The organism is Rhizobium leguminosarum (assembly GCF_019798305.1).
In the GTDB taxonomy this organism is placed as follows: Bacteria; Pseudomonadota; Alphaproteobacteria; order Rhizobiales; family Rhizobiaceae; genus Rhizobium; species Rhizobium leguminosarum_U.
In genome coordinates, this window is record NZ_JAAXDD010000005.1 from 1 (window position 1) to 25,515 (window position 25,515).

A 25,515-nucleotide genomic window follows, 5' to 3' on the forward strand; every position below is an offset into this window, starting at 1 on the left:
AGAGCCTGTTCATGTGCGCCTTCACGGCAACCCGGCACAATCCGGATCTGGCCTCCTTCTATACGCGCTTGCGCAGCAACGGGAAGCAACACCTGTGCGCCGTCATAGCCGTCGCCCGAAAACTCATCATTCTCGCCAACGCCATCCTCATCCGAAAGACCGAATGGACGCCACAGTACCGGCAAAATTGAAACATGGTTGCTCCCCGCTGGGGAGAAGAGATTTGTTGCCGCAGACGCAAACCTTCCAATCGCTCGCAGAATACCCCGCGCATCAACCGTCGGCGTGCACAATCCCCGCCGCTTCGCGCTCCAGGTAGCGCTGGTCAATATCAGGCAGAGGCTCGTCGTCGATTGCCGCCTCGAAGGCCTTGAGGCGCTTGTGGATGGAGAGCAGCTCGATGATCGTCGACCAGGAAGTGACGAGATATTGGAAGGAGCTGCTTACCTGGCCAAAAGCGGTCGCGATCTGTTGGAAGATACCATATGTGATGGCGCCGGCGACAAGGGTCGGCGCCATAAAGAAATAGACGAAGAGATTGTCCGCCTGCAGATAAAACGAGCGGGCAACATTGAAGTACATATAATGGAAGTACAGCGTAAAATAATTTTTCCGTACCCTTGAGAACAGCTCCTGGACCGTCGGCGGCTGCGCTCGGTCGGCATGATCCTCGCCATAAACCAGTTCCTTGCGGTAAGCCGCCTCCACGCGCTGGTTCTTGAAATTCAGCCCAGGCAATTTGATACCCGCGACAGCGAGTAGGGCGGTGCCGAAAGCCGACCAGAAGATGGCCAGCCAAAAGAGAGAGTTCGGCACTTCGCCGAGCACCGGCAGGGTCGTCACGTAATGTGATAGCGCCAACATGATCGGCAGGAAGACGACCAGCGTCATCACTGAATTGATCAGGTTGATGCCGAGGCCTTCCAGGGTGCTGGAAAAGCGCATCGTGTCTTCCTGCACACGCTGGGATGCGCCTTCGATATGGCGAAGCTTTTCCCAATTCGCCATGTAGAAATTGTTCATCGCCGTCCGCCAGCGGAAGATGTAATGGCTGGTGAAAAAGTCAGTCAGGATCGACACGAACATGGCGAGGAAGGCGATCTGCGCGAAAACCAGGAACAGATCGTAGAAGTTCTCGACGGTAATGCCGGGCTTCTTCGCCAGAGCATTTTGCAGCAAATCGCCGAACGGCCGGCGCCAGTTGTTGATAACAACCGAAATCTGCACGCTGAAATAGGTCACGAAAATGATAAGCGCCGAGCCCCAGATGGACCACGTCTTCCACGGATGGCTGCGCGCCTTCAGATGCCAAGCGCAGCAGAAGATCCCCGCGGCCAGGAAGAAATACCCATAAAACCAGAGATTTTCCCGTAGCAGGAAGAAGGAGAGATCGATCGGCTGCTGCTCTTCGGGAACCGGCGCAAAACCGAGGGAAGCACCAAGACCAGCGGCGAAGAAATACCAGCCAAAAATTGCTGCCAGCGTCCAGATCGCGAGCGAAGTAAAGAACGCTTTTGGCTGGGGGAAGAAGGAATGAAACACGGGGAGCTTTGCTTTCCTGAACGGTGAGTCTCGGGAGTGTCGTCGAACACTGATTGTGCCGGAAACTAAGGCAGTTCGAAGGAAGCAGCAATGGGTTCGGCCGATTGTTACGGAGATGTAACCGGTTAAGAGATTTTCTTGATCACCGGCATCACCAGCGCTGCGCAGGCGACGAGGGCCACGGCGGCGATCATCGTGGGCACGGTGAAGCTGCCCGTGCGCTCGGCGATCCAGCCGGCAACAACAGGCCCGACAATCTGGCCGACGCCGAAGGCAGCCGTCATCATCGCCAGGATCCGCCGCGGGCTCTCAGGCGAAAGCTTGCGGCCAATCTGCAGCCCGTAAGCGGTGATAGCCAGGAACGTCGCCCCGAACAGCGCCCCCCCGATCAGCGGTGCGACGGAAGGCGGTGCGACGGAAGGCGGTAGCGCCACCGTCGCAAGCACCCCGGCGGCCTCGACCAGAAGGGCTGCGACATAGACGCCGCCAAGCCCGAGTGGACTGACCAGAGGCTTCCAGGCAAACAGCGCCACCGCAGCCGTCAGGCCGGCAATGAACCAGCAGAGGAATTCGACGAAGGGTCCCGTTGCAGAAAGGCGCGCGATGGTGACGAGGAAGGTTGCGGTGATGACGTAACCGAATCCGAATACGCCGTAGGACAGCGTCAGCAGCACCATCGGCCTGTTCCAGACCAGCGCCGGCTCCTTGCCCGACTGCGCCGATTTCGCAGGCGCCGACGGCAATAGCAGGAAGACGACGACGAGGCTCGCCGCGCAGTAGAGCGCCCCGCCGATCCAGTCGGCGCGCCAACCGCCCGGTCCGTCGTGAAAGCCAAGTCCGATCAGCAGCACCATGACCGAAGACAGCGCAATACCTGCTCCCGGCCCGCCGAAATGCGCCGCCTGCACATGGTCATTACCGGCAGCAGCCCCGTGGCTGAGCACGATCGACGACGTGAAGACCATCGCAAAAGCGCTGGCAATGCCCGCCAGAAAGCGGATGACCGCGAAGATCGCGACAGAATCGGTGGCGGCCATGGCGGCGAGCAGGATCGCGGTTGCCAGCAGCGACAACAGCGCCACCAGCCGCTCCCGACCCGCTGCCCAGTCATAGGCGGCAAGCACGGCGCCGACGAGATAACCGACGAAATTCGCCGATGCGATAAAGCCTGCATCCGCTGCCGAAAGCGGCACACCGCTGATCATACCGGGCAGGATCGGCGTGTAGGAAAAGCGCCCGAAGCCCATGGCAGCTGCCATGGCGACAGCGCCGGCAGCGGCGGTGGAGACAAGATTCGGCGGGGAGTTTCGGGTGCGGGCGAGCATGCCCGTGTTTATCGCGCTGCAGCATCGGCATCACAATCAAGTAATTCTGATCGATCGATCAATTTCCCGAAACGCCGGAAATTTTCACCCCCTCTTGAAAATAATTATCTTACGATATATATTTTACGACATAGTCAACGATACATCTAACGATGAAAGGAAGAACCATGAGAGGTTTTAAAGGCGGCATGTTCGGCGGAGATTTCCGCATGGGCCGCAAATTTGCGGCTGGCGATCTCCAGCTCGTCATCCTGGCGCTGCTCGCTGAGCAGCCGCGCCACGGCTATGAATTGATAAAGTTGCTGGAGGAGCGGTCCGGCGGCTTCTACGTGCCGAGCCCCGGCGTCATCTATCCCGCCCTCACCTATCTCGAGGAAACCGGCCTTGCCGAGGTCGAGGTCGAGGGCGCCAAGAAGCTCTACCGTATCACCGAGGCAGGCCGCGGCCGTGTCGAGGAAAACCGCGCCATGATCCTGCATACGTTCGCCAAGCTGGAACGCATCGGCGAGAAGATGGCCCATGTGAAGCGTGTCTTCGAAACCGACCGTCACGGCGCCGACGAAGGCGATGACGGCGATTTCATGCAGGACGGTGGTGATATCCGCGCCGCCCGCATGCTGCTGCGCTCGGCCATGCGGATGCGCTATCCCTGGTCCAAACCCGAAGCCGCCCGCATCGCCGGGATATTGGAACGCGCGGCGACGGAAATCCTGCAGGGCGGCAGGCCGGGAACGCGCGGTTGAAGCAATGGCTGCAGGAAGCAGCGCCGCGGCGTGTCCTCTGAGGCTGCGCCTGCGGTCTTCCCGCCTCAGGATGAGGAGCCTCGGAGGACGCCGCAGAAGGGAGGAAAGCTCTCCGCTCCAGCCAACCGAAACCCCGCGGCCTGAGCCCTACGCCCCGTGGAGTTCGGTCTCTCCACGTTAACTCGCCGGAGCAACACTCAGTCGATCTCGGCCAGGGGCGAGACTGCCGGTGCGTTCAGGACCGTTCCATCCACCGCGAAGTGCGATCCGTGGCATGGGCAGTCCCAGCACCGTTCCAGGGAGTTCCAGTGCACGTGGCAACCGACATGCGTGCATGCGGCAGATCGCCTGTGCAGCGTGCCATCGTTGCTGCGGAACGCTGCGATCTTGGTGATTCCTTCGCGGACGATAGCACCTTCTCCCGGTCGCAGCCGATCGACAGACTCGATTTCGCCGGGCACGACATACTCGGCGAAATTCTTGATCATTGTCGCGTTCTCGGCAAGATAATTGCCCACCGCGCTCACCGTCTTCCGGGACGGCTCGTAAAGTTCCCGCCAGGGACTGCCGCCCTCGAGAATGATCTCGGAGATCAGGAGTGAGGCCACCACGCCGTGGGTCATGCCCTCGCCAGAATCGCCGGTGACTACAAATAGCCGCTCGTTGCCGGGATTGCGGCCGATGAAGCCGGCCTAGTCGATGGTCTCCATCACTTGCCCGGACCATCGGTGGGTTTCGACCCCGAGATCGGGCACCAGTCTTCTGATCCAGAATGTCAAGGCGGCGAAGCGATCGTCGGCGTTGTCGGCGGTGCCAGTCTTGTGGTCCTCGCCACCGACGATGAGGAAGTCGCTCTCGTCATCGCCGGGATGAAGGCGGACATAGTGGTAGGGGTCCTCGGTATCCCAGTAGAGACCATCCGGTACGATACCGCGTGCAATCTCGAACGCCATTGCGTAGGTTCGATAGGGTGCCTGCTTCGTATGAAGTGCAACCCTATCGTTGATAGGCGAGTTGGTCGCCACGACGGCCCACCTGGCGGTAACGGTGAGGCCGGAGTTCGTTCCCACGCGCACCCCGCCGTCGGTTTCCTCTACCTTATCGACGATCGTCTCACTGTGGAGGGAGCCGCCGCGCGCCCGAATTCCGGCGGCGAGACCGCGAAGATATTTGAGCGGATGGAATGTCGCCTGATCCGGATAGCGCAGGGCGGGCGTGTCCGCATGCCCGGCAAGCGGCAACCCCGGGACTTCCTCGACGGCAATGCCGATTTAGAGGCCCGCCTCCCGCTCACGCTGGAGATCGGCTTCCGCCCTTCCGGAGGCGGGGAAGAGAAAGCCGTCGAGCCGACGGAAGTCGCAGGCTATGCGCTCCGCGGTCTGGATCGCCTCAATTCGAGCGATCGCCGCGGAGTGGCTCTGAAAATAGAGCCGCGCCAGCTCCTCGCCGCGCAACCCGATTAGTTCCGAAAAGTAGTCGTCGCATACCGACGCGAGGTGTGCAGTCGTGCGGGCCGTCATGCCGCCGCCGATCCGGCCTCGGTCGAGGACTGCAACCTTTTGCCCCGCGGCGGCCAGCTCGTACGCGATCGACATGCCTGCAATTCCAGATCCGACTACAACGACGTCGAAGTCTTCGTTGCGGGTGAGGGACGCTGCATCGGGCGCGACCTCGATGCCTGACCAGAGAGACACGGTCCGTTCGTCGCTCGCATTCATGGCGGAGTTTCTCCCAGTCCTTCCGCGGTAAATGGGCGGATGAACCGAATGTTCCGAGTGGAGCCAGGAATCTCATTGCTACGTTAGTATGTTGTAATATATTGTTGGGAATTGTTGTCCTTGACGTTAAATCTAGATGCGCAAGCCGAAAACCTCGGCTGCGTGGAGGGAATTCTATGTCTCTGCGCTCTCAGGGTACCGCAGCTCTTTTCCTTCTCCTCCTCGCATCAACGATGATTCCCGCTGCTGCCCAAACGGGCAAAAAGCCCTCTGTCGGCGGTAAGGACTTTGACGCCGCGGCGGCCGATCAAGCAAGACGATACCTGGAGGAAGGCCGCGAGACATTCCGCTTTGACACGTTCGGCAGCGAGGACTTCTGGGGAGGCAAACTCAAGCTTCACGAGGCGATCGCGGGTGATAAGCTGAGCGGCAAGGGACCAGGCCTTAGTCCTAAAAAAGCTCTGGAGCTCGGGTTGAAGGTCGAAGTTAACGCCATTCCAAAAGACGTTGCTGCTGCGCTCGACAAAGGCGAGGTTGATCTTGACGATCCGGCCAGCACGCTCCTTCTGCTGAAGGCCAATGCCGTTGTGGGGGTAACCGGATTCTTCGGCGAGGACGGAAAGACGCTGACGTCGGTCGGAATCCAGTGTGCGGTGTGCCATTCGACGGTCGATGACGCCTACGCTCCCGGCATCGGCCATCGGCTGGATGGCTGGCCCAACCGCGACCTGAACATCGGTGCGATCGTCGCGCTAGCGCCTGACCTCACGGCATTCACCGAGATGCTGCAGGTTTCGGAAGCGGACGTGAAGAAGGCGGTGGAAGCCTGGGGGCCTGGCAAGTTCGATGCCGAGCTCAACCTGGATGGAAAGGCATTCCGGCCGGACGGCAAAACGTCAGCCACGCTCAATCCGCCCGCATTCGGATTGGCGGGCGTGAACAACCATACCTGGACTGGAGCCTGGGGGACCGTCAGCTACTGGAACGCCTATGTCGGCAACCTCGAAATGCATGGCAAAGGCACGTTCTACGATCCGCGTCTCGACGACGACGAGAAGTATCCCGTCGCAGCTAGGACAAAGCAGGGCCACCAGCAGGACAAGGAAGACCGTATCACCGCCAAACTTCCGGCGCTGCATTTCTACCAGCTATCCTTGCCTACTCCGCAGCCGCCGGAAGGCATATTCGACGGTGCGGCGGCGGAAAAAGGAAAGAATCTCTTCAACGACAAGGCCAAGTGCGCCACCTGCCATGTGCCGCCGCTCTTCACCGAACCTGGCTGGAACCTGCACACGGCGGACGAGATCGGGATAGATGATTTCCAGGCGAAACGAGCCCCGGACGGCCGCTACCGGACAGCGCCACTGCGGGCCTTATGGAGTGAGGACAAGGTCCACAAGGGTGGCTTCTACCACGACGGGCGGTTCGCCACGCTGGAGGATGTCGTCGCGCACTATAACGACCACCTGAGATTAAACTTGAGCGCTGAGGAAAAAAGCGACCTCACCGAGTATTTGAAGTCGCTCTAACCAACTCCATCCCTGACGATAGGGTGGTTCGCTCTTGAGACAGATCATGAAAGAGGATGGCAGCGGAGAGCACCGCGGATCGCACCTGAAACAAGATTTTTCACAGACGACGGCGATGACGGCAGTATCTTGGAGGATGCCGCGCAAAGGAAGAAAGCTCCCCGCTCCAGCCAACGGAAAGCCCTGCGACCTGAATCCTATGCCCGCCCGTCCGGCAAGGTCAGAATCACCGGCCCGTTGCGCGTCGCCACCACCGTGTGTTCGTATTGCACGGTCGGCGCCTTCGGATCGGCATAGAGCGTCCAAGCATCGTCGCCGCCTTCGGCCCATGTCGCGCCGAGTGAGAGAAACGGTTCGACGGTGAAGACGAGGCCTTCCGTCATCATCCGTTTTTCCGAAGGATCCGGCCAGGTCGAGAGCTCGGCCGGCTCCTCGTGCAAGGAGCGGCCGACGCCGTGGCTCGCGAGATTGGCGACCAGCGTATAGCGGTTCTTCTGCGCGAAGGCACCGACGGCAGTGCCGATCTTTGCCAGCGGTTCGCCCGATTTCACCTGGTTGAGACCGACCCAGAGCGCCCGCTTGCCGTCGCGGCAAAGCCGCTCGATCTTCGGCTTCACCGGCGGCATCGTGAAGGAGGCGCCGGTATCGGCGAAGAAGCCGTCCTTTTCCGCCGAGACGTCGATATTGATGAGGTCGCCGGCGCGGATGACGCGCGGGCCGGGAATACCGTGGGCGATTTCCTCGTTGATACTGATGCAGGTGGCACCGGGAAACTGATAACAGAACTCCGGCGCCGAGCGCGCGCCCGAATCCTCGAGCACCTTGCGGCCGATCTGGTCGAGTTCCAGCGTCGTCATGCCGGGCTCCATCGCCGCCGCCATCACCTGGATGGCGTTGGCGCAGATGCGGCCGATCTCCTTGAGCTTTATCAGTTCGTCGTCGTTTGCGATAACCATTCGTCTGTTCCGGCCTTGCGCAGGGGCGGCAGCGGCCGCCTCGAGCGCCGCGCCTTCAATAGGAAGCCCTAAGGACGCTCTGTCACTTCGAATCTGCGCATACTCCGTTTTAAAAATCGATTCCGATTTTCGCCGTTATGCGCTCGTCAAGCCGTGGCTTTCGCCTCTTCGCTGCTGTCAGTCAACGCCTTTCTCACGATCGGCGCGACTTTCGTGCCGTAAAGCTCGATGCCGCGCATGATCTCGGCATGCGGCATCAGACCGATCGCCATCTGCAGCAGAAAGCGATCGTTCTTGAAGAGCGCATGATGGGCGATGATTTTTTCGGCGACCACTTCGGGATCACCGACGAAGAGCGCACCGTTCGGCCCGCGCGACATGTCGAAATGCGCCCGGCTCGTCGGCCCCCAGCCGCGCTCGCGGCCGATGCGGTTCATCACCTCGGCCTGCGGACCGTAGAACTGGTCGGCGGCAGCCTCCGTCGTATCGGCGATGAAGCCGTGGACGTTGATGCTGGTCTTCAGCTTCGCCTGATCCTGCCCTGCCCGGCGCGCGGCCTCGCGGTAGAGATCAAAGAGCGGCGCGAAACGGCGCGGCTCGCCGCCGATGATCGCCAGTGCCACCGGCAGGCCCAACGCGCCGGCGCGCGCCACCGACTGCGGCGTACCGCCGACCGCGACCCAGAGCGGCAACGGATCCTGCAGTGGCCTGGGATAGACGCCGCGCCCATTGAGCGGCGCGCGAAGCTCGCCCTTCCACTCCACAACCTCGCTGTCGCGCAGCGCCAGCAGCAGATCGAGCTTCTCCTCGAAAAGCTGGTCGTAGTCTTCGAGATTATAGCCGAACAGCGGGAAGGACTCGATGAAGGAGCCGCGCCCGGCCATGATTTCGGCCCGGCCGTTGGAGATCAGATCGAGCGTCGAAAACTGCTGGAAGACCCGCACCGGATCATCGGAGGAGAGCACAGTGACCGCACTTGTCAGCCGGATGCTCTTCGTCTTAACGGCGGCGGCCGCCAGCGCGACCGCGGGAGCCGACGCCGCATAATCCGGCCGATGATGTTCGCCGAGGCCGAAGACGTCGAGCCCCACCTGATCGGCAAGCTCGATTTCCTCGATAAGATGCTTCAGCCGTTCGGCCGCTTCCGCGCCCTTGCTGCGGGAAGGGTTGGGATTGACGTCGGCGAATGTGTAAAGCCCCAGTTCCATTGTCGGCATCCTGTTGAATTCTCGGCTGAGATAAGGATGCCGGGGATGCAGCGCAAATACAAATTCTGGAACGGAATGTTCGAGAATCTCGATAGGCGGCATGATGTTTCAGGCAGGCTTCATCGGGTGGACATCAATGGGGTGGCAAAGAGTCTTTGCGCCGTGGCCACGGCGCTGCTGGATTCCTGTGACAGGCACAGGAATGAGAGGAGTTCTCGGCAATCGTGGAGTTCAACAACAACTGCTTCCCCAATCTAGCATCTGATAATAAGACTTTGAATGATAAGGGATATGAGTGGCAGGATGTGCACCTCTTGCTCCCTCATTCCTGTGCCCGTCACAGGAATCCAGCAGTCGCGCGTCCGCGCGACGAGAGACTCCTCACAAGCCCAACAGATGAAACGAGATATCCTCCCATTCGGGATTCTCGCTCTCGATGAGATTGAGCTTCCACTGCCGCGGCCATTTCTTGATCGTCTTCTCACGCGTGATCGCAGTGGTCAGCAGATCATGCTCCTCGAACCAGACTAAGATCTTGACGCCATATCTCGACGTAAAGCCCGGCGTCAGTTCATTCTGGTGTTCATACAAACGCCCCGCCAGATCGCGCGTCACACCAACATAGAACGTGCCGTTGCGCTTCGATGCGAGAATATAGACATAGCCCTTCATGGCGAAAGATTGGCACACGTCGTGCCAAAAGGCACCTGGAGAGACCGCCGATTTCGATTCCGGATCAAGCACTTCAAGGGCCGAGCGGAATCATCTCTCGAATAACTTCACACAGGAGATGACGAAAAGGGCCGCGCAGGGCGGCCCCGTTACCGCTCACATCTTCGCCAGCAACTCCGCCAGTTGGTCCGCGGCCTTGCCCCATCCTTCGTGGAAGCCCATCTTCTCGTGCGCCTCCTTGTCCTCGGCGCGCCAGTGCAGCGCCTTGGCCGTATATTTCGTGCGACCGTTGCCGAGATCTTCGAGCAGGATGACGCCTGTGAAGAAAGGTTTCTCGGAAGGCACCCAGGCGCTGGCATAGGCGTCGGTGAAGACGATCTTCTCGTTCTCGACGATTTCGAGATAGACGCCACGGTTCGGGTATTGATTGCCCTCGGGGTCATGCATGACGACGACGCTGGAACCGCCGGGGCGGACGTCGAGCGTTGCTTCCGCCACACCCCAGGGACGCGGCACGAACCACTGCTTCAGCAAGGCGGGATCGGTCCATGCTTTGTAGATCTTCTCGCGCGGCGCGTCGAATTCGCGAACGAGGACAAGTTCATGTTGCGTGCTGGCGGTCATGTCGACATCTCTCCATGTGAATGAAACCTGTTTCCTGTCAGGTTGTTACAAGGACGTGTGGAATGTCGACGTTCCGACAACGCGCCGGCTTTTTCGCATTTTATTTTGCGACCGGCTGCGTGGCCTCTTCCTGCATCTTGTCGATCTGCCGGCGGATATGGGCTGCCTCGGCCGCCGAATGGGCGAGCGCAATGGCGCGGTCGAAGGCTTCTCGCGCCTGGCTGGTCAAGCCAAGCTGCTTCAGCAGCCCGCCCCGCAGGCCGTGATAGTAGAAATAGCCGCCGAGTTTTTCGCCAAGCGGATCGATGAGGTCGAGCGCATCCTGCGCACCCTGGAGCTTGGAGACGACGACGGCCCGGTTGAGCGTTATGACAGGCGACGGCTGGAGACGCTCCAGCGCGCGATAGAGCAGATCGATCTCCACCCAATCTGTATCCTCGGCGCGTTTTGCGCGGGAGTGAACAGCGGCGATGGCCGCCTGAATCTGATAAGGAGCTGGCTGGCGATGGCGCAGCGCCTTGTCAAGCAGCGCTAAGGCCTCATTGATGAAGGGTTGGTTCCAGAGCGACCGGTCCTGATCTTCGAGCAGCACGATCTCGTCTCCGGCATTGAAGCGCGCCGGCCGGCGCGCGACCTGCAGGAGCATGAGCGCAAGCAGCCCCATCAGCTCCGGTTCCGACGGGAAGATATGCAGCATCAGTCGCGCCAGCCGGATCGCTTCGTCGCTGAAGGCAGCCGCCTCATGCCTGGGATCGGCCTGGCTATAGCCCTCGTTGAAGATTAGGTAGATCATCGTGCTGACGATCGAGAGCCGTTCGGCCCTCTCCTGCGGACTCGGCGTTTCGAAAGGCACGCCGGCCTTGGCGACGCGCGCCTTGGCCCGGGTGATGCGTTGTTCCATGGCGCTTTCCGACACAAGGAAGGCACGCGCGATCTGCTGCACCGAAAGGCCGGAGACGATGCGCAGCGCCAGCGCGATCTGCTGGGTCGCCGGCAGATCGGGATGGCAGCAGATGAACAGCAGCCGCAGAATATCGTCGCGATAATTGGAATCGTCCAACCGCTCGACGATGTCGCTTTCGGCATCCTCGGTATCGGAGATGACGTCCTCATCCGGCAGAGCCTGGATCTTCGCTCGCTTGCGCACCGCATCGATGCCGCTGTTGCGGCCGACGAAGATGAGCCAGGCTGTGGGATCGCGCGGTGGCCCTTTCTCCGGCCATGTCCGGATCGCCCTCAGACACGCCTCCTGAAACGCCTCTTCCGCGGTATCGAGATTGCGGAAATAGCGCAGCAGCGCGCCGAGCGCCTTCGGGCGAGCCGATGCAAGCGCGAGGTCGATCCAGGCAATGTCTGTCATGATGAAGCATCTCCGGGCCTGAAGACGTAGAAAGGCCGAATTTCGTAAGAGGTGGAACCTGGATTGACGGATGAAAGCTGCTTCGAGAAGGTGATCGCCTCGTCGAGCGTTTCGAAGTCGACCACATAGAAGCCGAGAAGCGCCTCTTTCGTTTCCGCAAAAGGTCCGTCAATGACCAAGGGCTCGTCCTTGCCCTTGCGCACGGTGGTAGCAGCCGTCGTCGGCATCAGCCGGCCGACGGGGCCGAGCCTGCCGGATGCGGCAAGCGGCTCCTGCACGGCGTAGAGTTTCTCCATGACGGCAGCTTCTTCCTCCTTGGTCCAGGCGAAGACGGTTTCCTCATGGGCGTAACAAAGGATTGCATAAAGCATCGCTCACTCCTCTTTTTGAATGACGAAGGAGTAACCGCTTACCCGACAGGCCGCATCAAAAAATTTTTGATGGGAAATTCGTGATCTTCTCGAGCACGGCAACGCCGTGGCTGACGAAAGTGCTGAGCATCTCCCGGAAGCGACCGGAATTACAGCGCGATTCTGATCGCCCCTTACCCCTCGCTCAGCGTCCGCTTGACCGCATTCTTCCAACCCTTGAGCTTTGCCGCCCGCACCTTCTCGTCCATCTCAGGCTCAAACCGCCGATCGCGTTTCCAGGTCGCCGAAAAACCATCCCGGTCCGGCCACACCCCTGTCCGGCTGCCGGCGAGCCAGGCTGCACCCAGCGCCGTCGTCTCCAGGATCACCGGACGATCGACCGGCGCATCGAGCAGGTCGGCAAGGCGCTGCATTGTCCAGTTAGAGGCCACCATGCCGCCGTCGACGCGCAGCACCGTGTCCTCGGCGCCGTTCTTCCAGTCCTTCTGCATGGCATCGAGCAGGTCACGGGTCTGATAGCAGACGGCTTCCAGTGCCGCCCGGGAGAGTTCCGCCGGACCGCTGTTGCGCGTCAGCCCGAAGATCGCGCCCCGCGCCTTGGCATCCCAATGCGGCGCGCCGAGACCGGTGAAGGCGGGCACGAGATAGACCTCCTGCGTCGGATCGGCCCTTTCGGCGAGGGCATTGGTCTCGGCAGCACTGCCGATGATGCCGAGCCCGTCCCGCAGCCATTGTACCGCGGCGCCGGCGATGAAGATCGAACCCTCCAGCGCATAGGTGGTCTCACCGTCAAGGCGATAGGCGATGGTGGTCAGCAGCCGATTTTTCGACCGCACCATATCGGCGCCGGTATTGAGCAGCGCGAAACAGCCGGTGCCGTAGGTTGATTTCATCATGCCCGCCGCAAAACACGCCTGGCCGATGGTCGCCGCCTGCTGGTCGCCGGCCACGCCGAGGATCGGGATAGCAGCACCGAAAATATCAGGATCGACCGTGCCAAAATCAGCGGCGCAATCCTTGACTTCCGGCAGCATGGCGGCGGGGACCCTCAGAATATCGAGCAGATCCTCGTCCCACGCGTTTTCGGCAATGTTGTACATCAGCGTGCGCGAGGCATTGGTGGCATCGGTGACGAAGCTCTTGCCGCCCGTCAGCCGCCAGATCAGGAAGGTGTCAATCGTGCCGAAGCAGAGATCGCCCTTGGCAGCGCGCGCCCGCGCGCCCTTCACGTTAGCAAGCATCCAGGAAAGTTTGGTGCCGGAAAAATAGGGATCGAGGATCAGGCCGGTCTTCTTCGTGAACAGCCGCTCCAGATCCTGCCGTTTCAGATTGTCGCAATAGCTTGCCGTGCGCCGGTCCTGCCAGACGATGGCATTCTGGATCGGCCGGCCCGTCTCGCGCTCCCAGACGACGACGGTCTCGCGCTGGTTGGTGATGCCGAGTGCGGCAAGATCCCTAGCCTCGATCCCGGCATCGCGCAGCGCCATGTGGACGGTGGAGACGACCGAATCCCAGATCTCCTCGGGATCGTGCTCGACCCAGCCGGAGCGCGGATAGATTTGAGTGAATTCCTTCTGGCCCTTGCCGACGACCTGCATGTCGCCGTTAAAAACGATCGCCCGTGTCGACGTCGTTCCCTGATCGATCGCCAGAACATATCCGCTCATGAAATTGCTCTCCCAAGCACGCTGATTATCATGGCAAATCAATAGGACACGGATGCGAGCGAGAAAAGCGAATAAAGCGGAATTGCCGCCTGCCGGCTTTGAGCATAACTTCGCCGGTAACGCTGCGACGCAGCATCGGCAGTCACGGAGAAACAGTATGAGCAGAACAGTCGTCGTTACCGGTTCCACCAGCGGCATCGGCCTTGCGATCGCCACTGCCTTCGCCGAAACGGGCGACAACGTCGTTATCAACGGCTTCGGAAAAGCTGACGAAATCAAGGCGATCGCCCAACGGCTTGAATCATTGTCCAAAGGCCGGGCGCTCTATCATCCAGCCGACATGACAAAGCCGGCGGAGATCGCCGACTTGATCGAAACGGCAGCGAAAACCTTCGGCGGCGTCGATGTCCTGGTCAACAATGCCGGCATCCAGCACGTCGAGAAGATCGAGGATTTCCCGATCGAGAAATGGGATCAGATCATCGCGATCAATCTGTCGAGTTCCTTTCATACCATGCGCGCCGCGATCCCGCTGATGAAGGCTAAGAAGTCCGGCCGCATCATCAACATCGCCTCGGCCCACGGGCTCGTCGCCTCCCCTTTCAAATCCGCCTATGTCGCGGCAAAACATGGTATATTAGGCCTGACGAAGACGGCGGCGCTGGAGCTTGCCGAATTCGGCGTGACCGTGAACGCCATCTGCCCCGGCTACGTACTGACACCGCTCGTCGAGAAACAGATACCGGACACCGCCAAGGCGCGCGGCATGACCGAGGAGCAGGTGAAGAGCGAGGTCATCCTCAAGGCGCAGCCGACGCATGAATTCGTCAAGGCCGAGGAAATAGGCGCACTGTCGCTCTACCTCGCCAGCGATGCCGCCCGGCAGGTGACCGGAACGCACATCTCGATTGACGGTGGCTGGACAGCGGCTTAACCATTTGGAAAAACAACCGGGAATATCATGAACGACAGTATCCGCTTCATCCTGAATGGCGAGGACATCACGCTCACCGATGTCGGGCCGACCGAGACGCTTCTCGATTTTCTGCGGTTGAAGCGACGGCTGACGGGCACCAAGGAAGGATGCGCGGAAGGCGATTGCGGCGCCTGCACCGTACTCGTCGGCCGGCTGGCGCACGGCAAGCTCGCCTATGAATCGGTCAATGCCTGTATCCGTTTCATGGGCTCCTTACACGCTACGCATGTGGTGACGGTGGAGCATCTGGCCGGCAGGGACGGCGCGCTGCATCCGGTGCAGCAGGCACTGGTCGATTGTCACGGCTCGCAATGCGGCTTCTGCACCCCTGGTTTCGTCATGTCGCTTTACGGTCTCTGGCTCGCCAAGGAAAAGCCCAGCCGCCAGGAAATCGAAAAGGCGCTGCAGGGCAATCTCTGTCGTTGCACGGGCTACGAGCCGATCGTCAAGGCCGCCGAGCAGGTGAGCATGATGCGGCCGAGCACGCTCTTCGATCCGCTGCAGCGGGCACGTTCGGAAATCGTCGCCCGGCTCTGGGCGATGCAGGCGAGCGGCACCATCAGCATTACGAATGGCGAAGACCGGCTGATCGTACCGGCTTCCATGGAGGCGCTGGCAGGAATCCTTTCGCAGGAACCCGACGCGACCATCGTCGCCGGCGCGACCGATGTCGGCCTCTGGGTGACGAAGCAGATGCGCAGGCTGAGCCCAGTGGTCTTCATCAGCCACCTCAGCGAATTGCAGTCGGTTAGAGAAGGCGAGGACGGCGTCACCATCGGCGCCGGCGTCAGCTACACCAGGGCCTTCGAGGCGATCTCCAAGAAAATCCCGGCGCTCGGGCGGCTGATCGATCGCATCGGCGGCGAGCAGGTGCGCAACATTGGCACGATCGGCGGCAACATCGCCAATGGCTCGCCGATCGGCGACAGTCCGCCGCCGCTGATCGCGCTCGGCGCGACGCTGACGCTGCGCTCCATAAACGGCGCGCGCACGCTGCCGCTCGAGGATTTCTTCATCGCCTATGGCAAGCAGGACCGAAAGCCCGGCGAATTCGTCGAAAGCATCTACGTGCCCTATCCGGCGGGAACCAGCCGCTTTGCCGCCTACAAGATCACCAAGCGCCGCGACGAGGACATCACCGCCGTGCTCGGCGCTTTCCTGTTGACGCTTGACGAGGCCGAGATGATCACCGACATCCGCATCGCCTTCGGCGGCATGGCGGCGACGCCGAAACGCGCCCGCACGGTGGAAGCCGAACTGATCGGCAAACCGTGGACGGAAGCGACGATCGAGGCAGCCCGCCCCGCATTCGATGTCGATTACCAGCCGCTGACCGACTGGCGCGCCACAGCTGAATACCGCCAGCTGACGGCGAAGAACCTGCTGACGCGGTTCTATCTGGAGACCGTGGGGGCGCCGGCGGAACTGAAGCGGTTCGAGGAGTTGGCGTGATGAAAAAAGCGACCGTCCGCCTGATCTCCAAGACCTGGTCGCAAGCTTCGATGGGAACGGTCGCGGTCGCCTCCCCTCCATCATTCCTGTGCTTGTCACAGGAATCCAGCGCGCCCAAGTCCTTGGGCGCGAGAGACTTTTCCTTAGCATCATATGAGTCGTTCACCGCGCAGATGCGCGGTGGCTGGATTCCTGTGACAGGCACAGGAACGAGGGAGTGCGGAGTAACCGCATCCCATCACTCCCTTCGCGGAGGACATCGCTAATGGACAAGTCCACCTTCGAACACCGTAAGCTTATCATATCAGGCCCGATGCACGGCCCGCTGCGGCATGATTCAGCGCATAAGCATGTCACCGGAACCGCCGATTATATCGACGATATTCCGGAACCCGCAGGTCTGTTGCACGGCGCCCTCGGCCTCTCCGGCCGGGCGCATGCCGAAATCCTCAGCATCGACCTTTCTGCGGTCGCCGCGTATCCCGGCGTCGTCTGGGTCTTCACCGGCAAGGATGTCCCTGGCATCAACGACGTCAGCTCCAACGGCAGCCATGACGAGCCGCTGCTGGCCGAAACTTTAGTTCAGTTCCATAGCCAGCCAATCTTTGCCGTCATCGCCGAGACGCGTGATGCCGCCCGCCGTGCCGCACTGCTGGCAAAGATCGACTATCGCGACCTGCCCCACTGGAGTGACATTGACGGCGCGCTCGCCAATGGCGGCCCGCTCGTCATCACTCCGATGACACTACGGCGCGGCGAGCCGGACACGGAAATGACGAATGCCGCCTTGCGTCTGAAAGGTCAGATGCGCATCGGCGGGCAGGAGCATTTTTACCTCGAAGGCCATATCGCTGTGGCCATCCCCGGCGAGGACGACGAGGTCACCGTCTGGTCCTCGACGCAGCATCCGAGCGAGATCCAGCACATCGTCGGCCACGTGCTCGATATTCCCTCGAACGCCGTGACCGTCAACGTGCGCCGCATGGGCGGCGGCTTCGGCGGCAAGGAGACGCAGGGCAATCAGTTCGCAGCGCTTGCCGCCATCGCCGCCAAGAAGCTCGGCCGAGCGATCAAATTCCGTCCGGACCGCGACGAGGATATGAGCGCCACCGGCAAGCGCCATGATTTCCTCGTCGATTATGAGCTCGGCTTCGACGCTGAAGGCCGCATCCATGCGGTCGACGCCACCTATGCGGCGCGCTGCGGTTTCTCCTCCGACCTCTCAGGGCCGGTGACCGACCGTGCCCTCTTCCATGCCGATTCCAGCTATTTCTATCCGCATGTGCACCTGACCTCGAAGCCGCTGAAGACGCACACCGTCTCTAACACCGCCTTTCGCGGCTTCGGCGGGCCGCAGGGCATGCTCGGCGCCGAGCGCTTCATCGAGGAGATCGCCTATGCCGTCGGCAAGGATCCGCTCGATGTCCGCAAGCTAAATTTCTACGGCCAGCCGGGGTCCGGGCGCACGCTCACCCCCTACCACCAGGAGGTCGAGGACAATATCATCGTCCGCGTCGTCGAGGAGCTGGAGGAAACGGCTGAATACAAGGCACGGCGCAACGCCATCATCGCCTTCAACCGCGACAGCCGCTACATCAGAAAGGGCATCGCGCTGACGCCGGTGAAATTCGGCATCTCCTTCACCATGACCGCCTTCAACCAGGCCGGCGCCCTCGTCCACATCTACCAGGACGGCTCGATCCATCTGAATCATGGTGGCACAGAAATGGGCCAGGGCCTCTACACCAAGGTGGCGCAGGTGCTGGCCGACAGTTTCCAGGTCGATATCGACCGGGTGAAGATCACCGCGACGACGACGGCCAAGGTGCCGAACACCTCGGCCACTGCCGCCTCCTCCGGCTCGGACTTGAACGGCATGGCGGCCTATGACGCCGCCCGCCAGATCAAGGAACGGCTGGTGGCCTTCGCCGCCGAGAAATGGGGTGTTGGGGCCACCGACGTCGTCTTCCTGCCGAACCGCGTGCGCGTCGGCGAGATCGATATCCCCTTCCCCGATTTCATCAAGCAAGCCTATTTCGCCCGCGTCCAGCTTTCAGCCGCTGGCTTCTACAAGACGCCAAAAATCCACTGGGACCGCAAGGCCGGGCGTGGCACGCCCTTCTATTATTTCGCCTACGGCGCCTCCTGCACCGAAGTGTCGATCGATACGCTGACGGGAGAATATTTGATCGACCGCACCGACATCCTCCACGATGTCGGCCGCTCGCTGAACCCGGCGATAGACATGGGCCAGGTCGAAGGCGCCTTCGTGCAGGGCCTGGGTTGGCTGACGACGGAAGAACTCTGGTGGGACGACAAGGGTCGGCTGCGCACGCATGCGCCTTCCACCTACAAGATCCCGCTCGCTTCCGACCGTCCGAAGATCTTCAACGTGCGCCTTGCCGAATGGTCCGAGAACACTGAGGCCACCATCGGCCGCTCCAAGGCCGTCGGAGAGCCGCCCTTGATGCTGGCGATCTCGGTGCTGGAAGCCTTGTCGATGGCGGTAGCAAGTGTGGCCAACTACAAGGTCTGCCCGAGGCTCGACGCCCCGGCGACGCCGGAGCGGGTACTGATGGCGGTCGAGCGGATGAAACGAGTGTAGAGATGCGAACGCGTCCGGCTGGGTTGTTGGTTGAGCAGGACGGGCAGAGAGCTTGGAGTGAGCGATACCCCCCACTGTCCTGCAGAACAGAGGGGGGTGACACACCCGCGAACCCATCGGCCATCGCCCCATGACCGACATTCCCCCTTTCCTCGCCGCCGACCCGGACTGCATCCTCGTCGATATCACCGGCACGCAGGGCTCGACCCCACGCGAGGCCGGTACCTTCATGCTGGTATCGCAAACCGCATTGTGGGGCACGATCGGCGGAGGGCAGTTGGAGTTCATGGCGATCGCGAATGCCCGGGACATGCTCGCGGGAACCGGCGGGATGGCTCAGATGGATATCCCGCTCGGGCCGGACATCGGTCAGTGCTGCGGTGGGCGCACGCAGCTGCGGTTTCGCCGGGTGACGCAGGCGGTTGCCGAAGATATCGAGGCCAGGCTAACCAGTGAGCTCGAGCGTCTGCCGGAGGTTTATCTCTTCGGTGCCGGCCATGTCGGCCGGGCGCTGGCAACAGCCCTTGCGCCGCTGCCGCTGTCGGTGACGGTCGTCGAGACGCGGCGGGAGGAACTCGCCAACCTGCCTTCCAAGACGAAGACGCGGCTCATGCCGATGCCGGAAGCACTGGTGAGGGATATTCCGGCCGGCGGCGCGGTCGTCATCCTGACGCACGACCACGCGCTGGATTTCCTCATTGCCCGCGAGGCGCTGGAAAGACCGGATCTCGCCTATGCCGGCATGATCGGCTCTGCGACCAAGCGCGCCACCTTCGCAAGCTGGCTTTCCCGTGAAGGCGGCGGAGAGCGCGGCTGGATGGAGCGGCTGACGCTGCCGATCGGCGGCGCGGCGGTCAGGGACAAGCGCCCTGAGGTGATCGCGGCCATGACCGCCGCCGAGATCCTGACGGCGCTTGGCGCCTACCGCATGCGCTCGTCTTCGTAGTAGGGATCGCGTCCGTCGAGGAAACCGAGATCGCGCTTGACGCGATCGGGCGCAGCATTGAGATCGAGCCGGGGTAGACGGCGGAAACGATCAGCGCCGCTTGCCAGCCAGCCGGCAAGACGCCGGAAAACCTGGATTCTCTGCTGCGGCCGGCCCTCTTCGATAACATGGCAGTCCATGACATCACCTCGATAGATTGATGCTATGAGTTGCAGTTTGCCGCCAAAAATGCTGCAATTCCAATCGAACGACCGTCTGTCTGCATCAAGAGAACTTATCCATGAAACTCTCCAAACAATTCCCGCTGAATGCGCTGCGCGTATTCGAGGCCGCTGCCCGGCTTGGAAGTTTTACCAAGGCAGGCGATGAGCTCGGCATGACGCAGACGGCGGTCAGCTATCAGATCAAACTGCTGGAGGAGAATGTCGGCGAGCCGCTCTTCCTGCGCCGTCCCCGCCAGATCGCGCTGACAGAGACCGGCGAGCGGCTGGCGCCGAAGGTGACCGAAGCCTTTGCCATGCTGCACGACGCGATGGCAACGGCGCGCGACAGCGTCGAAGGCACGCTCGCGATCAGTTCGACCCATACCTTCGCCTCGAAATGGCTGGCGCCGCGCCTCGGCTCCTTCCACTTGAAGCATCCGGCAATCGCGGTGCGCTTTCAGGCGAGCTCGGATATCATAGATTTCGCCCGCGAGCAGATCGATGTCGGCATCCGCTGGGGCGACGGCAACTGGCCGGGGCTGACGCTGCACCGGCTGATGGGCTTGGAGTTCACGCCGATGCTGAGCCCAATGCTGGCGGAGACGGCAGGCGGCATCAGGGAGCCGCGCGATCTCCTGAAGTTCGATCTCTTCGACGCCGGCGACATCTGGTGGAAACAATGGTTCGAGGCAGCCGGCGTCACGGAGACGGATCTCGACCGGCGCCCCCGCAACCAGCTCGGCTCTCAGGCGGTGGAAGCCGACGCGGCAATCGCCGGCCATGGCGTCGCCATCCTTCATCCTGCCTTCTATGCGGCAGAGATCGCCCTCGGCCGGCTGTATCAGCCCTTCGAACTGACCCGCAGCGACGGCAAGGCCTACTGGCTCGTCTACCCGGAAAACCGTCGCAACGTGCCGAAGATCAAGGCCTTCCGCAACTGGATCCTTGAGGAGATGAAGGCAGCCGGAGATTAGAGCATCGCACGCCGGACCCGTTTCATGACCTGGCTCCGGTCCTGTGGTCCCGCCTTCAATAACCCATTTCCGGCGCGTAGAAACAGCGCGGCGTATCCTCGTTCGGGAACAGACAAAGATGATAGTCGTTGTCGCCGGATTGCATCGCCTTCGTCATCGGCAGCAGGAAGACATGAGCATGCGTAACCAGCCGGTGGTCGCCCGGCAGCAGCGTCACGCGATATCCCCCTGGCGTCACCGCCACGCTTTTCGAAGGGATCATCTGGCAATCGCCATTATGACTGTCGCCGTTGCAACAATAGGGGTCATAACTCCACCCCGAAGGTGCGTCGTGAGCCGTCGCCAACGACGCATACGCCATCATCACACACGTCAGAATACTGCGCATCGGCATCTTCTCCGTCGATGAATGCGCCGCCGATGATCTAACGGTTCTTATTTTATTCCGGCGGCCTGCAAAATAACTGTAATCGAGTCGTCGCAGTTCAAGATCTGCTGAATTAGCAGATTCAGTATAAGCCAGAGATAATGCACAGCCTTCTCGGCAGCTTTTAGGCACGCGACAGCAGATCGGTGATCCGACCGCGATCGGCAACTTCGGCAAAACCGCCGAAGATCTCGAGGGCGCGGCGATTCTGCCATTGCTGCTTTGGCCGCGCCGGTCGTTGCGCGTGTGCAGTTCTTCAATCTCCTCTTCCCTCCCCGCCAAAATTTCCGCAATGTCACGAGTCGGAGGAAGACAGGGGAACTCGATGTATGAATATGCCATAGCATGGGAATGGCTCGCCTTCGCGGCGCGTTGGTTCCATGTCATTACCGCGATCGCCTGGATCGGATCGTCCTTCTATTTCATCGCGCTCGATCTCGGACTGGTGAAACGCCCACATCTGCCAGCCGGCGCCTATGGCGAGGAATGGCAGGTCCATGGCGGCGGCTTCTATCATATCCAGAAATATCTGGTGGCGCCCGCCCAGATGCCGGAGCACCTGACCTGGTTCAAATACGAGAGCTATTTCACCTGGATTTCCGGTTTCCTGATGCTGTGCATCGTCTATTACGGCGGCGCCGACCTCTTCCTGATCGACCGGCATGTGCTCGATATCAGCCCGCCCGTCGCGATCCTGATCTCGCTGGCATCACTGGCCCTCGGCTGGGTCGCCTACGATCTGCTCTGCAAGTCGCCGCTTGGGCGGAACACCTGGGGGTTGATGGCGGTGCTCTACGTCGTGCTCGTCTTTATGGCCTGGGGCTATACGCAGCTTTTCACCGGCCGTGCCGCCTTCCTGCATCTCGGCGCCTTCACCGCGACGATCATGTCTGCCAACGTCTTCATGATCATCATTCCGAACCAGAAGATCGTCGTCGCCGACCTCATCGCCGGACGGGTTCCCGATCCCAAATATGGGCAGGTAGCCAAGCAGCGTTCGCTACACAATAACTACCTGACGCTGCCCGTCATCTTCTTCATGCTGTCGAACCATTATCCGCTCTCTTTCGGTACGCAGTTCAATTGGGTGATCGCGGCCCTGGTCTTCCTGATGGGCGTCACCATCCGCCACTGGTTCAACACGACGCATGCGAGGAAAGGCCGGCCGACCTGGACCTGGATCGTCACCGTCATCCTTTTCATCCTGATCATGTGGCTTTCGACTGTGCCGAAGCTGCTGACCGGCGACACGGATACGGCGACGGTCGCGCCTGCCTTCCAGCAATTCGCCGGCGATCCACATTTCCCCGCCGTCAAGCAATTGGTCTCGACGCGCTGTTCCATGTGCCACGCGGCCGAGCCGGTCTATGAGGGCATTGTGCGGCCGCCGAAGGGCGTGATGCTCGAAAACGACGCCGAAATCGCCGCCCATGCCCGCGAGATCTATATACAGGCGGGCCGCAGCCATGCCATGCCGCCCGGCAACATCACCGACATCACGCCGGATGAACGCAAGCTGCTCGTCGCCTGGTTCGAGAGCGCAGTCGAAGGCAAGACACAATGACGACAACACTCCTGCGCGGCCGCCTGCTTTCCTTCCATCGCGCGCCGCTAAGCCTCGCCGACAGCCAAAGCTATCGCTACGAGGGGGATGGCGGCCTGCTGATCGAAGATGGGCTGATCACGGCCATCGGCCCCTATGCCGACGTCAAGGCAAAAGCAGCCGCGGAGACGGCCGAGATCGACCACCGCCCGCATCTCATCATGCCGGGCTTCATCGACATGCACCTGCATTTTCCGCAGATGCAGGTGATTGCCTCCTACGCCGCCAACCTGCTCGAATGGCTGAATACCTATACCTTTCCCGAGGAATGCCGTTTCGTCGAAAGCGCGCATGCCGAAAGGATCGCCGCGCATTTCTACGACGAGCTGATCCGCCATGGCACGACGACGGCGGTCGCTTATTGCTCCGTGCACAAGACCTCGGCCGACGCCTTTTTCGCCGAGGCCATGAAACGCAATATGCGCATGGTCGGCGGCAAGGTAATGATGGACCGCAATGCCCCGCAGGGCCTGCTCGACACGCCCGAGATGGGCTATGACGAGACCCGACAAGTGATATCGGACTGGCACGGCAAGGGCCGCAACCACGTCGCCATCACCCCGCGTTTCGCCATCACCTCGACACCGGCGCAGATGGAAGCAACATCAGCCCTTGCCCGCGAATTTCCCGACCTGCACATCCAGACGCATCTTTCCGAAAATCACGACGAGATCAAATTCACCTGCGAGCTCTATCCCGACGCGATCGACTATACCGATATCTACGCCCGCTACGGCCTGCTCGGGCCGAAAAGCCTCTTCGGCCACGCCATCCACCTGTCCGAGCGCGAGGCCGATGTGATGAGCGAGGCGGGCGCCGTCGCCGTCCACTGCCCGACCTCGAACCTCTTCCTTGGCTCCGGCCTGTTTCCGCTGAAGGCGCTGGCGCGGCGGGAAAAGCCGGTCCGTATCGGCGTGGCGACCGATATCGGCGGCGGTTCCAGCTATTCGATGCTGCGGACGATGGACGAGGCCTACAAGATCCAGCAGTTGCTCGGCGAACGGCTGAACCCGCTGGAAAGCTACTACCTGATGACCCGCGGCAATGCCGAAGCTCTGTCGCTGGCGGACCGGATCGGCACACTGGATCCCGGCACCGAGGCCGATCTCGTCGTCCTCGATGCCACGGCGACACCGGCCATGGCGCTAAAGATGGAAGTGGCAAAGACGCTGCCTGAGGAACTCTTCCTGCTGCAGACGATGGGTGACGACCGCGCTGTTGCAGAGACCTATGTGGCAGGTGTTGCGTTGAAGAAGGGGCTGAGATGACACACCCTACTACTCTCGAATTTGGACCGTGAAAAGCAGCCCGGCACGGCCAGTTTCCCGTAACACCCCTGCCAAATTCATGTTATGGCCGATAGTCGCATTCAGATGTGAAGGTTCAATTCATGGCCACCCCGCTCACCATCGCCGACCTGAAAAAGCTGGCACGGCGCCGTGTGCCGAAGATGTTTTTCGACTATGCGGATTCGGGCGCCTGGACGGAATCGACCTATGCGGCGAACGAGAGCGATTTCAGCCAGATCAAGCTGCGCCAGCGAGTGATGGTCGACATGACCGACCGCACACTGGCAACGACGATGATCGGCCAAAAAGTGTCGATGCCCGTGGCGCTGGCGCCAACCGGCCTGACCGGCATGCAGCATGCCGACGGCGAGATGCTGGCGGCACGCGCTGCGGAGGAGTTCGGCGTTCCCTTCACGCTTTCGACGATGAGCATCTGCTCGATCGAGGACGTTGCGTCAGCGACGACACGTCCCTTCTGGTTCCAGCTCTACGTGATGAGGGACAAGGATTTTGTCCTCAATCTCATCAACCGCGCCAAGGCGGCCGGATGCTCGGCGCTGGTGCTGACGGCTGATCTGCAGATCCTCGGCCAACGGCATAAGGACCTGCGCAACGGCCTGTCGGCGCCGCCGAAATTCACCCCGAAACATGTCTGGCAGATGGCGACCCGGCCCTTCTGGTGCCTGGATATGCTACAGACCAAGCGCCGCAACTTCGGCAATATCGTTGGCCATGCGAAAAATGTCACCAGTATCGCCTCGCTGGCCGCATGGACGCACGAGCAGTTCGATCCGCGGCTGTCCTGGGCGGATGTCGCCTGGATCAAGGAACAATGGGGCGGCCCGCTGATCATCAAGGGCATTCTCGATCCGGAGGATGCCAAGGCGGCCGTCGACACCGGCGCCGATGCGATCGTCGTCTCCAACCATGGCGGGCGTCAGCTTGACGGCGCCCCCTCCTCGATCAGCATGCTGCCGAAGATCGTCGACGCCGTCGGCGACCGTATCGAGGTCCATCTCGATGGTGGCATCCGCTCCGGCCAAGACGTGCTGAAGGCCGTGGCGCTCGGCGCGAAGGGCACCTATATTGGCCGCCCCTTCCTCTACGGCCTCGGCGCCATGGGCAAGGAAGGCGTATCGCTGGCGCTCGGCATTATCCGCAAAGAGATGGACATCACCATGGCGCTCTGCGGCAAGCGCCACATCAACGACGTGAATTCGTCGATCATCGACGGGCGGCAGTGACCTGCCGCCAGCGACGGAAGCAGCAACGGCTCCCTACATATCTCGATACTGGACGCTGCTCTCTGTCTTTCTAACTGCACG

The 25,515-nt window shown here is 61.3% G+C and carries 21 protein-coding genes and 2 pseudogenes; 11 read left to right on the forward strand and 12 right to left on the reverse strand.

Translation table 11 applies throughout. The features are described 5' to 3' along the window. Window positions 1–191, forward strand: a pseudogene (locus HFO99_RS10105) (IS110 family transposase); the annotation flags it as partial. Window positions 192–273: 82 nt separating this feature from the next. Here HFO99_RS10105 and sbmA read toward each other — a convergent pair. Together sbmA and HFO99_RS10115 are read right to left on the reverse strand one after the other, a co-directional pair. Then, on the reverse strand, window positions 274–1,542 hold the full coding sequence (gene sbmA / locus HFO99_RS10110; protein WP_222360961.1) for a peptide antibiotic transporter SbmA: 1,269 nt from the start codon (window positions 1,540–1,542) through the stop codon (window positions 274–276). A gap of 125 nt (window positions 1,543–1,667) precedes the next feature. Next, entirely contained in the window at window positions 1,668–2,867 is a 1,200-nt protein-coding gene (locus tag HFO99_RS10115; RefSeq protein WP_222360963.1) for a YbfB/YjiJ family MFS transporter, read from the reverse strand. 167 nt (window positions 2,868–3,034) lie between these two features. On the opposite strand from HFO99_RS10115, the gene HFO99_RS10120 reads away from it, so the two are divergent. Further along, window positions 3,035–3,610, forward strand: a complete 576-nt coding sequence (locus tag HFO99_RS10120) for a PadR family transcriptional regulator (protein WP_003541914.1) — start codon at window positions 3,035–3,037, stop codon at window positions 3,608–3,610. A gap of 197 nt (window positions 3,611–3,807) precedes the next feature. On the opposite strand, the pseudogene HFO99_RS10125 reads toward HFO99_RS10120, so the two are convergent. Further along, window positions 3,808–5,328, reverse strand: a pseudogene (locus HFO99_RS10125) (FAD-dependent oxidoreductase). Window positions 5,329–5,504: 176 nt separating this feature from the next. Between HFO99_RS10125 and HFO99_RS10130 the strand changes: the two are divergent. Next, a complete protein-coding gene (locus tag HFO99_RS10130) occupies window positions 5,505–6,857 on the forward strand; it encodes a hypothetical protein (protein WP_222360965.1) in 1,353 nt (450 codons plus the stop codon). A gap of 197 nt (window positions 6,858–7,054) precedes the next feature. Here HFO99_RS10130 and map read toward each other — a convergent pair whose 3' ends face one another. From map to glpK, 7 genes are all read right to left on the reverse strand, one after another. Next, on the reverse strand, window positions 7,055–7,813 hold the full coding sequence (map, locus tag HFO99_RS10135; protein WP_222246747.1) for a type I methionyl aminopeptidase: 759 nt from the start codon (window positions 7,811–7,813) through the stop codon (window positions 7,055–7,057). Between the two features lie 146 nt (window positions 7,814–7,959). Next, window positions 7,960–9,021: an LLM class flavin-dependent oxidoreductase gene (locus HFO99_RS10140; RefSeq protein ID WP_222360967.1), complete on the reverse strand. Its 1,062-nt coding sequence runs from the start codon at window positions 9,019–9,021 to the stop codon at window positions 7,960–7,962. A 381-nt stretch (window positions 9,022–9,402) separates the two neighbouring features. After that, window positions 9,403–9,693, reverse strand: coding sequence for a GIY-YIG nuclease family protein (locus tag HFO99_RS10145; protein WP_222361341.1), 291 nt, complete (start codon window positions 9,691–9,693; stop codon window positions 9,403–9,405). Between the two features lie 156 nt (window positions 9,694–9,849). Further along, window positions 9,850–10,317, reverse strand: coding sequence for an SRPBCC family protein (locus HFO99_RS10150; RefSeq protein ID WP_222360969.1), 468 nt, complete (start codon window positions 10,315–10,317; stop codon window positions 9,850–9,852). 100 nt (window positions 10,318–10,417) lie between these two features. Further along, on the reverse strand, window positions 10,418–11,677 hold the full coding sequence (locus tag HFO99_RS10155; protein ID WP_222360971.1) for an RNA polymerase sigma factor: 1,260 nt from the start codon (window positions 11,675–11,677) through the stop codon (window positions 10,418–10,420). Next, the gene (locus HFO99_RS10160; protein ID WP_222246739.1) at window positions 11,674–12,048 is read right to left on the reverse strand and encodes a YciI family protein; all 375 of its coding nucleotides are present in this window, start codon (window positions 12,046–12,048) and stop codon (window positions 11,674–11,676) included. The genes HFO99_RS10155 and HFO99_RS10160 overlap by 4 nt, the downstream gene beginning before the upstream one ends. A gap of 173 nt (window positions 12,049–12,221) precedes the next feature. Continuing rightward, complete coding sequence (gene glpK, locus HFO99_RS10165) at window positions 12,222–13,715, reverse strand: glycerol kinase GlpK (RefSeq protein WP_222360974.1); 1,494 nt, start codon at window positions 13,713–13,715, stop codon at window positions 12,222–12,224. Window positions 13,716–13,872: 157 nt separating this feature from the next. Between glpK and HFO99_RS10170 the strand changes: the two genes are divergently transcribed. From HFO99_RS10170 to xdhC, 4 genes are all read left to right on the forward strand, one after another. Next, complete coding sequence (locus tag HFO99_RS10170) at window positions 13,873–14,649, forward strand: 3-hydroxybutyrate dehydrogenase (protein ID WP_222360976.1); 777 nt, start codon at window positions 13,873–13,875, stop codon at window positions 14,647–14,649. 27 nt (window positions 14,650–14,676) lie between these two features. Then, window positions 14,677–16,143: a xanthine dehydrogenase small subunit gene (gene xdhA / locus HFO99_RS10175; protein WP_222360978.1), complete on the forward strand. Its 1,467-nt coding sequence runs from the start codon at window positions 14,677–14,679 to the stop codon at window positions 16,141–16,143. Between the two features lie 265 nt (window positions 16,144–16,408). Next, window positions 16,409–18,748 carry a xanthine dehydrogenase molybdopterin binding subunit gene (gene xdhB, locus HFO99_RS10180; protein WP_222360981.1) on the forward strand — a complete coding sequence of 780 codons (2,340 nt, stop codon included), beginning with the start codon at window positions 16,409–16,411 and terminating at the stop codon, window positions 18,746–18,748. Window positions 18,749–18,878: 130 nt separating this feature from the next. Further along, a complete protein-coding gene (xdhC, locus tag HFO99_RS10185; protein WP_222360983.1) occupies window positions 18,879–19,694 on the forward strand; it encodes a xanthine dehydrogenase accessory protein XdhC in 816 nt (271 codons plus the stop codon). On the opposite strand, the gene HFO99_RS10190 is transcribed toward xdhC, so the two are convergent. Further along, complete coding sequence (locus tag HFO99_RS10190; protein ID WP_222360985.1) at window positions 19,670–19,873, reverse strand: hypothetical protein; 204 nt, start codon at window positions 19,871–19,873, stop codon at window positions 19,670–19,672. The genes xdhC and HFO99_RS10190 overlap by 25 nt on opposite strands. A gap of 101 nt (window positions 19,874–19,974) precedes the next feature. Between HFO99_RS10190 and gcvA the strand changes: the two genes are divergently transcribed. Continuing rightward, entirely contained in the window at window positions 19,975–20,871 is an 897-nt protein-coding gene (gcvA, locus tag HFO99_RS10195; protein WP_222360987.1) for a transcriptional regulator GcvA, read from the forward strand. 55 nt (window positions 20,872–20,926) lie between these two features. On the opposite strand, the gene HFO99_RS10200 is transcribed toward gcvA, so the two are convergent. After that, window positions 20,927–21,259: a hypothetical protein gene (locus HFO99_RS10200; RefSeq protein ID WP_222360988.1), complete on the reverse strand. Its 333-nt coding sequence runs from the start codon at window positions 21,257–21,259 to the stop codon at window positions 20,927–20,929. 364 nt (window positions 21,260–21,623) lie between these two features. Here HFO99_RS10200 and puuD point away from each other — a divergent pair, with 364 nt between their 5' ends. From puuD to HFO99_RS10215, 3 genes are all read left to right on the forward strand, one after another. Further along, window positions 21,624–22,862: a urate hydroxylase PuuD gene (gene puuD, locus HFO99_RS10205; RefSeq protein ID WP_222360990.1), complete on the forward strand. Its 1,239-nt coding sequence runs from the start codon at window positions 21,624–21,626 to the stop codon at window positions 22,860–22,862. Further along, window positions 22,859–24,169: a guanine deaminase gene (gene guaD / locus HFO99_RS10210; protein ID WP_222360992.1), complete on the forward strand. Its 1,311-nt coding sequence runs from the start codon at window positions 22,859–22,861 to the stop codon at window positions 24,167–24,169. Before puuD ends, guaD begins: the two co-directional genes overlap by 4 nt. A 122-nt stretch (window positions 24,170–24,291) precedes the next feature. Then, window positions 24,292–25,434 carry an alpha-hydroxy acid oxidase gene (locus HFO99_RS10215; protein ID WP_222360993.1) on the forward strand — a complete coding sequence of 381 codons (1,143 nt, stop codon included), beginning with the start codon at window positions 24,292–24,294 and terminating at the stop codon, window positions 25,432–25,434. Window positions 25,435–25,515 lie beyond the last annotated feature (81 nt).

Bases quoted from the DNA above. Each gene is read 5' to 3' on its own strand.
- HFO99_RS10115 (WP_222360963.1), bottom strand. From the start codon at position 2,867: ATGCTCGCCCGCACCCGAAACTCCCCGCCGAATCTTGTCTCCACCGCC.
- HFO99_RS10120 (WP_003541914.1), top strand. From the start codon at position 3,035: ATGAGAGGTTTTAAAGGCGGCATGTTCGGCGGAGATTTCCGCATGGGC.
- HFO99_RS10130 (WP_222360965.1), top strand. From the start codon at position 5,505: ATGTCTCTGCGCTCTCAGGGTACCGCAGCTCTTTTCCTTCTCCTCCTC.
- map (WP_222246747.1), bottom strand. From the start codon at position 7,813: ATGGTTATCGCAAACGACGACGAACTGATAAAGCTCAAGGAGATCGGC.
- HFO99_RS10140 (WP_222360967.1), bottom strand. From the start codon at position 9,021: ATGGAACTGGGGCTTTACACATTCGCCGACGTCAATCCCAACCCTTCC.
- HFO99_RS10145 (WP_222361341.1), bottom strand. From the start codon at position 9,693: ATGAAGGGCTATGTCTATATTCTCGCATCGAAGCGCAACGGCACGTTC.
- HFO99_RS10150 (WP_222360969.1), bottom strand. From the start codon at position 10,317: ATGACCGCCAGCACGCAACATGAACTTGTCCTCGTTCGCGAATTCGAC.
- HFO99_RS10155 (WP_222360971.1), bottom strand. From the start codon at position 11,677: ATGACAGACATTGCCTGGATCGACCTCGCGCTTGCATCGGCTCGCCCG.
- HFO99_RS10160 (WP_222246739.1), bottom strand. From the start codon at position 12,048: ATGCTTTATGCAATCCTTTGTTACGCCCATGAGGAAACCGTCTTCGCC.
- glpK (WP_222360974.1), bottom strand. From the start codon at position 13,715: ATGAGCGGATATGTTCTGGCGATCGATCAGGGAACGACGTCGACACGG.
- HFO99_RS10170 (WP_222360976.1), top strand. From the start codon at position 13,873: ATGAGCAGAACAGTCGTCGTTACCGGTTCCACCAGCGGCATCGGCCTT.
- xdhA (WP_222360978.1), top strand. From the start codon at position 14,677: ATGAACGACAGTATCCGCTTCATCCTGAATGGCGAGGACATCACGCTC.
- xdhB (WP_222360981.1), top strand. From the start codon at position 16,409: ATGGACAAGTCCACCTTCGAACACCGTAAGCTTATCATATCAGGCCCG.
- xdhC (WP_222360983.1), top strand. From the start codon at position 18,879: ATGACCGACATTCCCCCTTTCCTCGCCGCCGACCCGGACTGCATCCTC.
- HFO99_RS10190 (WP_222360985.1), bottom strand. From the start codon at position 19,873: ATGGACTGCCATGTTATCGAAGAGGGCCGGCCGCAGCAGAGAATCCAG.
- gcvA (WP_222360987.1), top strand. From the start codon at position 19,975: ATGAAACTCTCCAAACAATTCCCGCTGAATGCGCTGCGCGTATTCGAG.
- HFO99_RS10200 (WP_222360988.1), bottom strand. From the start codon at position 21,259: ATGCGCAGTATTCTGACGTGTGTGATGATGGCGTATGCGTCGTTGGCG.
- puuD (WP_222360990.1), top strand. From the start codon at position 21,624: ATGTATGAATATGCCATAGCATGGGAATGGCTCGCCTTCGCGGCGCGT.
- guaD (WP_222360992.1), top strand. From the start codon at position 22,859: ATGACGACAACACTCCTGCGCGGCCGCCTGCTTTCCTTCCATCGCGCG.
- HFO99_RS10215 (WP_222360993.1), top strand. From the start codon at position 24,292: ATGGCCACCCCGCTCACCATCGCCGACCTGAAAAAGCTGGCACGGCGC.